We start from the raw sequence: 13,521 nt of genomic DNA, 5'->3' as shown, positions 1-13,521 counted from the left end.
CGTATCAAGGAGCAAAATTGATTACACATATCAGCCCATTAGGGTCTATGGACTTGTTGTCGCAGTTGGAAGTGGACATGCTGAAAAGCACGGCCAGCAGCGATCTCTATCGTTTGTTTCGTAACTGTTCTCTTGCCGTCTTAAACTCAGGTAGCCAGACGGACAGCAGTAAGGAACTGCTTTCACGTTATGAAAGCTTCGACATTAACGTGCTGCGTCGCGAACGCGGCGTGAAACTGGAATTGATCAATCCACCTGAAGAGGCCTTTGTTGACGGGTACATTATTCGTTCATTGCAGGCCAACCTGTTTGCCGTTCTGCGCGACATTTTGTTTGTTAACGGACAGATTGCCAGCGCGGGCCGCTATCAGAATCTGAATCTGGAAAATTCTACGCACATTACCAATCTGGTCTTTTCCATTTTACGTAATGCCAGAGCCCTGCATGTCGGCGAAGAGCCGAATATGGTGGTGTGTTGGGGAGGACATTCAATCAACGAAACCGAGTACCTGTATGCCCGTAAAGTCGGCAGCCAGCTTGGTCTGCGTGAACTGAATATCTGTACCGGTTGCGGCCCCGGCGCGATGGAGGCGCCGATGAAGGGCGCTGCGGTCGGGCATGCGCAGCAGCGCTATAAAGACGGCCGTTTTATCGGGATGACGGAACCTTCCATCATCGCGGCTGAACCACCGAATCCGCTGGTGAACGAACTGCTTATCATGCCGGATATCGAAAAACGGCTGGAAGCGTTTGTACGCATCGGGCACGGCATTGTCATTTTCCCCGGCGGGGTCGGAACAGCAGAAGAGTTCCTTTATCTGCTGGGCATTATGATGAATCCGGAAAACAGCGAGCAAGTGCTGCCGATTGTCCTGACCGGCCCAGAAGAGAGCGCCGATTATTTCCGCGTACTGGACGAGTTTATTGTCGGCACGTTAGGACGTCAGGCGCGCCGCTACTACTCTATCGTCATCAATGACGCCGCAGAAGTGGCTCGTCAAATGAAGAAATCAATGCCGTTGGTCAAGGAAAGCCGCAGACACACGGGAGATGCTTACAGCTTTAACTGGTCACTGCGGATTGCGCCGGGTTTGCAGATGCCGTTCGAGCCAACGCACGAAAACATGGCTAACCTGAATCTGCATATCAATCAGCCGCCGGAAGAGCTGGCGGCCGCGCTGCGTCGGGCGTTTTCAGGCATCGTTGCCGGGAACGTCAAGGAAGTGGGGATCCGGGCAATTGAGGAGCAAGGGCCGTATAAGATCCATGGCGATACGCAGCTCATGAAGAGCATGGATAGACTGCTACAGGGGTTTGTCGCGCAGCAACGCATGAAGCTCCCCGGCAGCACGTATATTCCTTGCTACGAGATTTGCGCATAGCACCCTTACGTCTTAATACGACAGAACGGCCAAGCGGTGAAAAAGACTCGGGTTGGTTTTATCAATCCGATTCATCAGCCCTATTCGGGGAAGCCGGGCTTCCCCGTACGACAACACCATCAGGAAGCTATTTATGCCGGTTCATCTGCTGATTGTCGATGCACTTAATTTGATACGCCGAATTCATGCGGTACAGGGTTCCCCCTGCGTACCCGCCTGTCAACATGCGCTGAATCAGTTATTGCAGCACAGCCAGCCGACCCACGCCGTTGCCGTGTTTGATGATGAGGATCGCAACACCAGTTGGCGACACCAGATTTTACCTGACTACAAAGCCGGGCGAGCGCCAATGCCGGAGAACCTCAGACAGGAACTACCGCAGATCAAAGCCGCCTTTGCCGGGATGAGCGTTTCCTGTTGGCATTCACCGGGCAATGAAGCGGACGACCTGGCCGCTACGCTGGCGACCAAAGTAGCAAATTCCGGGCATCAGGCGACGATCGTTTCAACGGATAAAGGCTACTGCCAGCTACTGGCGCCGACGATCCAGATTCGTGATTATTTTCAGAAGCGCTGGCTGGATCTACCTTTCGTTCAGCAGGAGTTCGGCGTATCGCCGCAACAGCTTACTGATTATTGGGGATTGGCAGGCATCAGCAGCAGCAAGATCCCGGGCGTCAGCGGTATCGGCCCCAAAAGTGCCGTGCAATTACTGCAACAGGCGGGCAGTCTGGATGCGCTTTATCAGGATCTGGCGCACGTACCGGAGAAATGGCGAAACAAGCTTGAACAACAAAAGGAAATGGCGTTTGTCAGCCGCCGTGTATCGACGCTCATCACCGATCTGGCGCTGAATGGCAATTTGCAACAGTTACGGTTGCCACAGAACAACCACTAATCTTAAATTTTCCTGCCACTGTGAAGAACGGCACACGACAAACAGGTATCAGAAAACATCGCGAAGGACGGGGCGCCCGCCAAAAATCCCTGCCCGTCGCCCCTGATAGCAAGTTCTAGCGCTCGTCGCGCCGACCCGGTACCGCGCTCCAGAAACGCCGCGCGTGAACCGTTACCTCTTCACGATCGTGGTACAGTTGTTTGGCATGCACTTCCGCATTAATACCGCTCTCAGCCAGACGCTCATTTAGCAGAGCCAGATTCTGCGACACTTCTTCATAACGCTTTTTCATCGGTAGTTTCAGGTTGAATATCGCTTCGCGGCACCAGCCTTTTACCAGCCAGTCGGCAATCAGGCTGGTTACCTTGGCCGGCTTTTCCACCATGTCACACACCAGCCAGTAAACGTTATTACGCGGCGGTTCAAAACGGAAACCGTCGGCCTGATGATGCATCACCTGTCCGGTATCCATCAAACTGGGCGCCATCGGCCCATTATCCACAGCGTGAACCATCATGCTGCGTTTCACGAGTTGGTAAGTCCAGCCGCCGGGACATGCGCCCAAATCAACCGCATACATGCCGCTGCCAAGCCGCTCATCCCACTCATCCGCAGGGATGAAAACGTGGAACGCCTCTTCCAGTTTCAACGTCGAACGGCTGGGGGCATCTGACGGGAACTTCAGGCGCGGGATCCCCATGTAGAATGGAGAATTATTAAAACTGTGCGAGTAACCGACATAGCAACAGCCGGGAGCGATAAACAGCACATGCACCACGGGTTGGTCAGCTTTTTCATACCCCAGCAGGATCTTGTTCTCACGTAGCGCCGCACGCAGAGGCACGGTAAACTTGCGGCAGAACTTCATCAGCTCTTTGCTTTCATTGGTGTCAGGCACTTCGACGCGTAATTCGCCCGCACGCTCAATCGCACCGGTTAACATACCGACAATCGGCGTAATGCGATCTTCCGGCGGCAGGTCACGCAGCAACTCGCCGCTGACAAACATCTGACGGGCGAAAATCAGCTCATGGAACGGCAGTTCCTTTATCAGCCGTTCGGCATCTTCATGCTGATAGCATTCAAAAATCACATAGCCGCTGTTCTCTTTTACTCTGGCAAAACCATAAGCATTATGATGCGTTGCTTTTTCCGTTATTTCTGCCGCACACTCTTTTTCAAATCCCGGACGGCAGTACAGAATAACTTTATTCATGGCGTTCAGCCTTTCTCTTCAGACGCAATGCGCCAACTAACATTAACAGCCAACCAGCCAGAAAACAGAATCCACCAATCGGCGTGATGTAAACCCAGAGCCTCAGGTGAGAAAGCGCCAGACAGTACAGACTACCGCTGAACAACACCGTCCCCAAGGCCAGAAAAACGCTACTCCAGTAAAACCAGAGATTGGTGCGTTGATACATGGCGATCGACAACGCCAGAATGGCCAGCGTATGAAATGCCTGATACTCCAGCCCGGTATGTAGCCAGGCGAGTTCGGTCGGACCTAATGTTTTACTTAACACATGGCTGCCAAATGCCCCCAACGCAACAAAAACAAAACCACTGACGGCAGAAAAAATCAGCATGAAACGACTATTCATCGTTGTTATCCAATAGAATTATCTGTGAATCTGAGACTCGACGCTCTTCGTCTCAGCGCGTACTGTTATCATAGCGGAAACGAAATTTTTCCTGCTCGCTGGCGGCCCGAGCCAGGATCCAGTGTCGAAAGGCGGCTATTTTACCCAGTTCTGCCTGACTGTCATGACATACCAGATAAAAAGCATTCTTACTGACCAAAACATCGTTGAACGGACACACCAATCGCCCGGCTTCAATTTCCGTCTGCGCCATCACGTTATTCGCCAGCGCCACACCCTGTCCGTGGATCGCCGCCTGGAGCACCATCGCACTATGGCTGAAAATCGGCCCCTGCTGCACATTAATCTGCACGCCAAGCTGACGCGTATAAGCCAGCCAGTCGCGACGCGACGCGTCATGCAGCAGGGTATGCGCGACCAGATCGTCCGGCGTTTTTAACGGATGATTGCCCGTTAACAACACGGGCGAACAAACCGGCAGGAGATATTCGGCATACAATTTTTCCACCCGTAATCCCGGCCAGTTACCACGGCCATAAAAAATGGCGACGTCCACATCATCCGATAATCGGTCTTCATCCCGATCAACGGCCTGAATCCGTACATCAATGCCCGGATATTCAGAGTTAAAACTCGACAAACGGGGAACCAGCCAATGAATAGCAAAGCTGGGAAGCAGGCTGACCGTCAACGCGCCTTTAGCGCTCCGCGATTGCAATTTCCGGGTCGCTTCATTAAGAGAAGAGAAAATTTCTTTAATATCAAGATAGTAACTCTGACCTTCTTCTGTCAGAAGTAGAGAGCGATTGCGACGGCGAAACAATTTAAGCCCCAGAAAATCCTCAAGCGACTTCATCTGATGGCTGACCGCTGCCTGGGTAACGAACAATTCTTCCGCCGCTTTCGTGAAACTCAGGTGGCGGGCCGCGGCATCAAATACGCGCAAAGAATTGAGCGGAGGTAGACGTTTTGACATGAATAAAATTCTTTTATTTACCGATAAACAACACTTTTGATACGTGCATTTATCTATTAGTTTTTATAATCCGAGACATTATAAATTGTCCGTTGAGGATGTACCAGCAAATACCTATATTAGCGCAACTTCCTGAGCCGGAACGAAAAGTGCGGAGGGGCGACCTGAGGTGCTTTTGGCTTGTGGTTGTGATGTTGTGTTTGCTATTTATTGTCTGCCTTTTCAGACGCGGTAGCGAGTCTACCTTATTTCACTTCCTGTACATTTACCCTGTCTGTCCATAGTGATTTTATATGTAGCACCGCAGATGCGGTGCTTTTTTTATGCGTACATTTTATCTGTACACCGCCATGATCGCGTCAGTCAGATCACTCCGCCTTGGTCATTTCCCTTACATTATCACGGTTGATCTGCTGTTGAAGTCCATAGGCGTCGGTATAACTGATCATACCGGTTTCATCATCTACTTTAGGTTTACCCTCTGCAATGATGGTGCGTCCGTCATTCGTATGCATGACGTAATTACTGGAACAGGCTGCCAGAGAAAAAGCCATAATAATAGCGGCAAAAATAGAGATTTTATTCTTCATAGTTAACTCCAAGTAAATTAAAATGTCTTCTGGTTAACTTTATCCGTCAGGAAATCCTGAAAATTAACATTTTAAAGCGTAGCAAAATTTCCTCGTTTTTCCATAAAGTGGCACTAGGTATAGTCCTAAACTTGTTTCCCCCGGCAAAATGGGACAGGATCTGACACCCCAAAAGAGGATGATCATGACACCGTTTAACGCCACAACGTTTCGCCAGCAGTTTCCCGCGCTCAGGGATAGCGCCGTGTATCTGGACAGCGCAGCAACGACCCTGAAACCCCAAATCGTCATTGACGCTGTACAGCGGTTCTACAGCGCGGAAAACAGTACGGTTCACCGCAGCCAGCATCAGGCGGCACGGGCGCTGACGCAACGTTTCGAGCATACGCGGGAACAGGTGGCAACCCGTCTTCATGCGGAAGATCCCCGCGCCATTGTTTGGACGAAAGGCACCACGGAAGCCATCAATCTGGTTGCCCAAAGCTATGCCCGTCCATGCCTGCGACCGGGTGACGAAATCATTGTCAGCGAAGCGGAACACCACGCCAATTTGATCCCCTGGCTGATGGTGGCGGAACAGACCGGGGCGCAGGTGAAAAAGTTGCCTATCGGCGCGGATTGGTTACCGGATCTCGATCAGCTTGCTGATTTACTGACGCCAAAAACCCGGCTGCTGGCGCTGGGACAAATGTCCAACGTCACTGGCGGTCAGCCCGATCTGGCAAAAGCCGTTCAGTTGGCTCATCAGTACGGCGCGGTGGTCATGGTCGATGGCGCGCAGGGTATGGCGCACCGCCCTCCTGACGTTCAGGCGTTGGATATCGATTTTTATGCATTCTCAGGACACAAGCTGTATGCGCCGACGGGGTTGGGCGTGCTATATGGGAAAACCGCGCTGCTGGAACAGATGCCTCCCTGGCACGGCGGCGGCAAGATGATGACTCATGTCTCCTTTGACGGATTTACGCCGCAGGACATCCCTCATCGATTTGAAGCCGGTACGCCGCACATCGCCGGCGTACTTGGGCTTTCCGCGTCCCTGGACTGGCTGTCGCAGTTGGATTGCCAAGCGGCGGAACAACACAGCCGGAATCTGGCTCGTCTGGCAGAAGCACAACTGGCGCAGTACCCCGGTTTCCGCAGCTTCCGCCGTTCCGATTCCAGCGTGTTGTCGTTTGAATTCGCCGGCGTCCATCATAGCGATCTGGTGACGTTGCTGGCGGAAAGCGGCATAGCGTTGCGAGCCGGTCACCATTGCGCCCAACCGTTGATGGCCGCACTGGGGATCAGCGGCACGCTACGGGCATCGTTTGCGCCATACAATAACGAGCAGGACGTCGCATCGCTCATCACGGCGATGGGCAATGCTCTTGAACTTCTGGCAGATTAACGGACACGGCGCCATGACTGACATGACAAACACCCTTCATCCTTTCGGACGCCAAATCCGCGTAGCGGATTTACAAGCACGTTTCGATGCCTGCCGCTCCTGGGAAGAACGTTACCGGCAGTTGATTTTACTGGCTAAAGAACTGCCTGCCCTGCCAGAAGCGCTGAAAAACGACGCCATTTCGCTGTCAGGCTGTGAGAATCGTGTCTGGCTAGGCTATCAACGTCAGGAAGACGGCACGCTGCACTTTTACGGTGACAGCGACGGACGTATTGTCCGTGGGCTACTGGCCGTTTTACTCACCTCGGTCGAAGGAAAAACGGCTGAGATTTTATTACAGGAAGATCCGCTGGCCCTGTTCGATCGGCTGGGGCTACGCGCTCAGCTCAGCGCCTCACGGTCTGGTGGGCTGGCCGCGCTATCGGCCAGAATCAGGACGATCACCGAACAGGTTGCCGCGGGAAAGTAAAATACGCCACGCTACTTCCGTTGTGCCAATTCCCGTACCATTTTCGCCATCATCTTCTTCAACACATGAGACACGGCAACAAAACCAAAGGTTGCCGTCACCATGGTTGCGGCGCCAAAACCAGAAGCGCAGTCCATGCGCATCGTGCCTTCAGCAGCGCTGCGAGACGCACACACCGATCCGTCAGGCTGCGGGTAGACCAGTGGTTCGCTGGAGAATACGCAATCAATCCCCAGCTTCCCTTTACTGTTTTTCACCACGTTGAAGTCGTGCTTCAACCGTTCACGCAGTTTTGCCGCCAGCGGATCCTGAATCGTTTTCGCCAGATCGGCCACTTCAATGCGCGTAGGATCAATTTGCCCGCCCGCGCCGCCGGTAGTGACCACCGGGATTTTATAGCGGCGACAGTACGACAACAGCGCCGCTTTGGGACGCACGCTATCAATAGCATCAATCACATAGCTAAAATTACGGTTGAGTAATTCCGCCACATTCCCGGCACTGATGAAATCATCCACGCAGGTCACCTTGCATTCCGGGTTAATTGCCAGAATGCGTTCCGCCATCACTTCCGTTTTTGCCTGCCCGGTATGCTGGCGCAGCGCATGAATCTGCCGGTTGGTGTTGCTGACACACACATCATCCATATCGATCAGCGTGATCGCGCCGATCCCGGTGCGGGCCAACGCTTCCGCGGCCCATGAGCCCACCCCGCCGATGCCAATCACACAGACATGGGCCTGAGAAAACAGCGCCAGCGCCTGCTGACCATATAGCCGCGCGGTGCCGCCGAAACGCTGTAAATAGGCTTCGGATAATTGCGTACTCATTACAACCAACCTTTGACTTGGAAAATAAAAACGTCACAGGATAGCGCTAAACCCGCACCACATCCACCAGACAGCTCATGGCGTTCGGCCCCTGAGTCAATGGAGAGGTGCCAATATCCAGCGTCAGTACGTTCGCATTTCCCGATTGCTCGACCGGGTGCCATTCTTTACGCCCAAATCCCGGTTCAAACCAGGCGCCGGTGGACATGATCACCACGCCCGGCGTCACACCGTCGGTAATCTGCACACCCGCCAGAATACGGCCGCGATCGTTTCTGACCTCCACCAGTGAACGATCGGTAATCTCACGCGCCGCCGCATCCTGCGGGTGCATATAGAGCGTCTCCTTATCTGCGGTTTTATTCGCCGCTACCTGCGGCGTTGCCGCCAGTTGGCTGTGCAGTCGATCGGAAGGCTGGATAGAAATGAAGTGCAGCGGCCATGTTTTGGTCTCCGACGCGCCCAGCCATTCAACCGGCGGACGCCATTCAGGATGCGGAGCGAAATCCGGATAGTCATATCCGGCAATGGTCGAACTGAACAGTTCTATCTTACCGCTTGGTGTTTGCAATGCGTGCTGCTGCGGATCGCGGCGGAAATCTTCAAAGAACACGAATGGCTTCTCATCCATCGGGATTTCGACATGCCCCCGCAGCCAGAATTCATCAAATGACGGCCAGGATTGCGCCGTCTCTTTCTGTCTTCCCCGGCAATCATCATAGAGCGTTTCCAGCCATTCCCGCTCATTGCGGTTCTGCGTGAACACATCCTGATAGCCCAGCCGCTCCGCCAACTCGCTAAAAATATCAAAGTCATGACGGGCCTGATGCTGAGGCGCAATCGCCTGATGCATGGCAAAAATAAAACGATCGCGGGACGACCCACCGATGTCGTTACGCTCCAGCGTAGTGGTCACCGGCAGCACGATATCCGCCATCTGCGCCGCTGGCGTCCAGACGATATCCTGAACAATGACCGTGTCCGGCTTGCGCCAGCCTTCCACCAGCCGGTTCAGTTGCTGATGATGATGGAAGGGATTTCCTCCCGCCCAGTGGATCAGATGAATATCAGGATAGGTATGCGTTTCCCCCTGAAAGGTGTACGGTTCGCCCGGATTGAGCAGCATATCGGCGATGCGCGCGACGGGGATCGCCCGACCGGCGTTCGGCGTGGAGGGTGACGCAGGCGCAGGCGTTGCAATACGTTCATTGCCCACGCTGTTCATCGAGCCGTGCCCGAACGAGAAGCCGCCGCCCGGCAAACCAACCTGCCCGAGCATGGAGGAGAGCGCAATCATCATCCAGTAAGGCTGCTCGCCACGGTGCGCGCGTTGAACGGAATAGGAACAGGTAATAAAGCTGCGCACGCCGATAAGCTGACGCGCCAGACGCCGGATACGCTCCGCCGGAATACCGGTGATGGCGCTGGCCCACTCTGGGGTTTTGGCAATGTCATCCCCGCGTCCGAGCAGGTAATCCGTCAATTGCTCATAGCCCACGCAGTAGCGTTGTAAAAATGCTTTATCGTCCGCGCCCAGCCGCTGGATTTCATACCCCAGCGCCAGCATCAGCGCCACATCGGTATTTGGGCGAATAGGGATCCATTCGGCGTTAACAAACGCCGGGCAGTCATCGCGCATCGGGCTGACGTTAATCACCGGGATGCCTTTCTCCACCAGCTTTTCCAGCGCGGGTTTGAGCGTATGATGCCCGGCGCCACCGGAAGCAACCTGGGCGTTTTTCAGCGCCAAACCGCCGAAGGCGAGGAAAATCTCACAGTGCTCGGCAACGCTGCGCCACTCCGTCACTTTACCGGTCAGGGGATGAAACGTACCGATGACATAGGGCAGGAAAAACTGCGCCGCTCCCCAACTGTAGTTGCCCTGCTGATCGACCGCGCCGCCGCCGGAAAAATAAAAGCGGCGCACCTGCGACCGGGCATGATGGAAACGTCCGGCAGAAGACCAGCCGTAAGAGCCGGCAAACAGCCCGTCGGCGCCATATTGATCGCGAACGCGGCGGTTCTCTGCGGCAACCAGATCCAGCGCCACGTCCCAGTCAACCTCAACAAAATCTTCCTTACCCCGCAGAGAACGATCGCTGTTCTCACGCTGTTGCAGCCATGAACGACGCACCGCAGGACGGCGAATGCGGCGTTCGGAATAGACCAGTGGAACAATAGAGTCGAGCATTGCAGAAGGAGAAGGATCGTCCGCAAAGGGTTCGCAGCGAATCAATTTCCCATCCTCAACAACGGCGGTAAACGCGCCCCAATGAGCAAGGTGTGGATAACGCTTAATCGACATGACAACCTCAGAATAAATAGTTAGCAGGGTGGATAATACCCCGAATCGGCCTCTTCCCCAATAATCTGAGTAGTGAATGACTTATGCATAATCCGAGATTGCTTATCCATATTTAAACGTTCGTTTAAAACGATCGTTAGGATAGGGTTTAACTAGAAAAGCACACAGAAGCTTATCCATTTTTATTATTCAGTGATTATTCAAAACTATTATTCAAAACCAGGAAACCAGCATGAAAATCGTTACGCCATACAGCAAAGGTAATGACGTGATTTCATTACTGCCCCGATGTTGAATTAACCCTGCCTGATTTATTTCCTGCTTCTCTTCCTCTCTGAAGAGAAACGGTTTGTTTCGGCAATTTTTTGTGGCCTGCCATCCCTCGGCCAACGCGTTTTTTGTCATTCAAAAAAATAAAAACGGAGAACAACGTCTCCGTATACGGACGGGAAATATGAAAAAAAATCTATTATTGTCAGCGCTGATTCTGGCTTCTTCTTTCTTCAGTCTGGCAGGTCAGGCTGAAGAACCGGCTCCCAAGCGCGGCGGAACTCTGAATTTTCTTGTTGAACCAGAACCGCCGGTACTGACCACGCTGGTCAGTACCGCAGGCCCTATCCTCAAGGTCAACTCAAAAGTTATTGAAGGGTTGTTGAATTATGATTTCAATCTAAATCCGGTGCCGGCGCTGGCGACGGATTGGTCGGTCAGTCAAGACGGCAAACAATATACTTTCCACCTGCGTAAGGGCGTGAAATGGCATGACGGACAGGATTTCACCTCCGCGGATGTGGCGTTCTCCATTCTGACCGTCAAGCAATATAACTCACGCGGACAAGGCACTTTTGCCAGCGTTGCCGCGGTGAAAACGCCCGATCCCTATACCGCTATTATTGAATTGTCACAGCCTGCGCCTTATTTGCTGAGCGCATTTTCAGCCAATGAAGCCCCCATTATCCCTAAGCATTTATATGAAGGGACAGATATTCGCAGTAATCCGCATAATACGGCGCCGATCGGAACCGGCCCTTATGTATTTAAAGAGTGGGTGCGCGGCAGCCATATTATTTATGAACGTAATCCTGATTATTGGGACAGCCCCAAGCCCTATATTGACAAACTGGTGGTGAAATTCATCCCTGACGCGGCGACACGCACCATTGCCTTTGAAACGGGCGCGCTTGATCTTGGCAGCGAATCGCCGGTGCCATTAAGTGAAATTGATCGAATCAAGAAAAACAGCAAATTGGGGATCGAGACCGGTGGTTATGGTTACGGCCCGACACAAACCCGTATCGAATTTAATCTGGATAATATTTACCTGAAGAACCTGAAAGTCCGTCAGGCCATTGCCCACAGTATTAACCGCGATGTGCTGAAAAACGTAGTGTGGTACGGCTATGCGGTGAATTCACCGACGCCGATTACCCCTGAACTGGCGCAATTTCACGACAGTACGCCGTCACCTTACGACTTCAATATCGCTACGGCCAACAAGCTGCTGGATGAAGCCGGCTTCCCGCGTCAGGCAAACGGTATCCGCTTCAAGCTGACACATGACTACATGCCGTATGGCGACGGTTTTAAACGCGTGGCCGAATATCTTAAGTCTTCACTGGCCAAAGTCGGCATTGATGTGACCATCCGTTCTCAGGACTTTGCCACCTTCGTTAAGCGCGTTTACACCGATCGCGACTTTGATTTCAACAACGGCTCGATTTCGAACCTGTTCGATCCCGCGGTCGGCGTACAGCGTCTGTACTGGTCGAAAACCTTTAAGCCCGGCGTCCCCTTCGGCAACGGATCGCATTACAGCAACCCGGAAGTCGATCGTCTGCTGGAGCAATCCTCGGTGGAAACCGATCCGGCGAAGCGTGTGGAAGGGTACAAACAGTTCCAACGCATCATCGCACGCGACATCCCCGATCTGAACCTGCTCCAGATTAAACGCCTGACGATTTACAACAAACGCGTGCATAACCACCTGACCGATATCCAGGGCGTCAACGGCAGCCTGGCTGACGTGTGGCTTGATCAGTAATACGGCGTTATCCCCTGTTTCGGCAGGGGTTTCCCCATGAAGGTATGCGATGAATACATTAGAACGAATCGGACGCGCATTGCGACGCACCCTGCTCCATGCACTGCCCACGGCGGTTGGTATCATCGTGCTGGTGTTTTTCCTGCTGCAACTGGTGCCGGGAGATGCGGTTGACGTACTGGCAGGCGAGTCAGGCAGCGCAACCGAAGCCACCATGGCGCACCTGCGCGCCCAGTTCGGTCTCGATCAACCCATTTTGCAACAGCTGTATGTTTATCTGAGCAATCTGGCGCAGTTCAGCCTCGGCTTCTCACCGCGTTACAACGCCCCCGTCATGGATCTGATTATGTCCCGCCTGCCCGGTACGCTGTTCCTGATGCTGCTGTCGCAGGTCGTCGCCATTATTATCGGGATTCTACTGGGCGCCGTGATGGCCGTCTGGGCGGGGAAATGGCCCGATCGCCTTCTTTCCTTACTGGCGCTGCTGCTCTACTCCACCCCCGGATTCTGGATCGGCCTGATGACGCTGATCCTGTTTTCCGTTCACCTCGACTGGCTGCCGAGCGGGGGGAATGTCACCATCGGCGCAAATCTGACTGGCTGGGCACATGTCAAGGATATGGTGCAGCACGCGGTTCTCCCGGTGCTGGCGCTGAGCAGCTTTTTCATTGCGATTTATGCGCGGCTGACCCGCGCGGCCATGCTGGAAATCGCCCAACAGGATTTTGTCCGTACCGCGCATGCCAAAGGACTATCGCCGTTGATGGTCACCGTAAGGCACATTCTGCGCTGCGCGCTGTTACCGATCACCACCGTCGCCGGCATGCACTTTGGCAATCTGTTGGGCGGCGCCGCCGTCGTCGAAACGGTCTTTAGCTGGCCGGGTCTGGGCCGTCTGGCGCTGGAAGCGGTCATGGCGCGTGATTTCAACGTGTTGCTCGGCGTCCTGCTGCTCTCCGCGTTTCTGGTCATTCTGGCTAACGTGCTGGTGGATTTACTGCAATCCTGGCTCGATCCCCGAATTAAGGCTCGATGA

12 protein-coding genes are annotated in these 13,521 nt (G+C 53.6%); 6 read left to right on the top strand and 6 right to left on the bottom strand.

The window, feature by feature from the left end:
* The first annotated feature begins 17 nt into the window (after positions 1 to 17).
* On the top strand, positions 18 to 1,382 hold the full coding sequence (ppnN, locus tag B4923_RS02510) for a nucleotide 5'-monophosphate nucleosidase PpnN (RefSeq protein ID WP_109053054.1): 1,365 nt from the start codon (positions 18 to 20) through the stop codon (positions 1,380 to 1,382).
* Positions 1,383 to 1,515: 133 nt separating this feature from the next.
* Positions 1,516 to 2,280 carry a flap endonuclease Xni gene (xni, locus tag B4923_RS02505; RefSeq protein ID WP_109052788.1) on the top strand — a complete coding sequence of 255 codons (765 nt, stop codon included), beginning with the start codon at positions 1,516 to 1,518 and terminating at the stop codon, positions 2,278 to 2,280.
* A 115-nt stretch (positions 2,281 to 2,395) separates the two neighbouring features.
* Here xni and rlmM read toward each other — a convergent pair whose 3' ends face one another.
* From rlmM to B4923_RS02485, 4 genes are all read right to left on the bottom strand, one after another.
* Positions 2,396 to 3,496, bottom strand: coding sequence for a 23S rRNA (cytidine(2498)-2'-O)-methyltransferase RlmM (rlmM, locus tag B4923_RS02500; protein ID WP_109052787.1), 1,101 nt, complete (start codon positions 3,494 to 3,496; stop codon positions 2,396 to 2,398).
* Positions 3,489 to 3,884, bottom strand: coding sequence for a DUF423 domain-containing protein (locus B4923_RS02495; RefSeq protein WP_109052786.1), 396 nt, complete (start codon positions 3,882 to 3,884; stop codon positions 3,489 to 3,491). Before B4923_RS02495 ends, rlmM begins: the two co-directional genes overlap by 8 nt.
* A gap of 52 nt (positions 3,885 to 3,936) precedes the next feature.
* On the bottom strand, positions 3,937 to 4,860 hold the full coding sequence (locus tag B4923_RS02490) for a transcriptional regulator GcvA (protein ID WP_109052785.1): 924 nt from the start codon (positions 4,858 to 4,860) through the stop codon (positions 3,937 to 3,939).
* 368 nt (positions 4,861 to 5,228) lie between these two features.
* Positions 5,229 to 5,450, bottom strand: coding sequence for a YgdI/YgdR family lipoprotein (locus B4923_RS02485; RefSeq protein ID WP_109052784.1), 222 nt, complete (start codon positions 5,448 to 5,450; stop codon positions 5,229 to 5,231).
* Positions 5,451 to 5,634: 184 nt separating this feature from the next.
* Here B4923_RS02485 and csdA point away from each other — a divergent pair, with 184 nt between their 5' ends.
* Together csdA and csdE are read left to right on the top strand one after the other, a co-directional pair.
* Complete coding sequence (csdA, locus tag B4923_RS02480; protein ID WP_109053053.1) at positions 5,635 to 6,840, top strand: cysteine desulfurase CsdA; 1,206 nt, start codon at positions 5,635 to 5,637, stop codon at positions 6,838 to 6,840.
* Between the two features lie 13 nt (positions 6,841 to 6,853).
* Entirely contained in the window at positions 6,854 to 7,309 is a 456-nt protein-coding gene (gene csdE / locus B4923_RS02475) for a cysteine desulfurase sulfur acceptor subunit CsdE (protein ID WP_109053052.1), read from the top strand.
* Between the two features lie 11 nt (positions 7,310 to 7,320).
* Here csdE and tcdA read toward each other — a convergent pair whose 3' ends face one another.
* Together tcdA and B4923_RS02465 are read right to left on the bottom strand one after the other, a co-directional pair.
* A complete protein-coding gene (gene tcdA, locus B4923_RS02470) occupies positions 7,321 to 8,139 on the bottom strand; it encodes a tRNA cyclic N6-threonylcarbamoyladenosine(37) synthase TcdA (protein ID WP_109052783.1) in 819 nt (272 codons plus the stop codon).
* 46 nt (positions 8,140 to 8,185) lie between these two features.
* On the bottom strand, positions 8,186 to 10,444 hold the full coding sequence (locus tag B4923_RS02465; RefSeq protein ID WP_109052782.1) for a molybdopterin-dependent oxidoreductase: 2,259 nt from the start codon (positions 10,442 to 10,444) through the stop codon (positions 8,186 to 8,188).
* Positions 10,445 to 10,898: 454 nt separating this feature from the next.
* Here B4923_RS02465 and B4923_RS02455 point away from each other — a divergent pair, with 454 nt between their 5' ends.
* Both B4923_RS02455 and B4923_RS02450 read left to right on the top strand, forming a co-directional pair.
* Positions 10,899 to 12,485, top strand: coding sequence for an ABC transporter substrate-binding protein (locus B4923_RS02455; protein ID WP_109052780.1), 1,587 nt, complete (start codon positions 10,899 to 10,901; stop codon positions 12,483 to 12,485).
* 49 nt (positions 12,486 to 12,534) lie between these two features.
* Positions 12,535 to 13,521: an ABC transporter permease gene (locus B4923_RS02450; protein WP_109052779.1), complete on the top strand. Its 987-nt coding sequence runs from the start codon at positions 12,535 to 12,537 to the stop codon at positions 13,519 to 13,521.

Source organism: Brenneria roseae subsp. americana (assembly GCF_003115815.1).
Classification (GTDB): Bacteria; Pseudomonadota; Gammaproteobacteria; order Enterobacterales; family Enterobacteriaceae; genus Brenneria; species Brenneria roseae.
The sequence above is the reverse complement of the archived record's forward strand: the minus strand, read 5'-3'. Positions and strand labels throughout refer to the sequence as shown.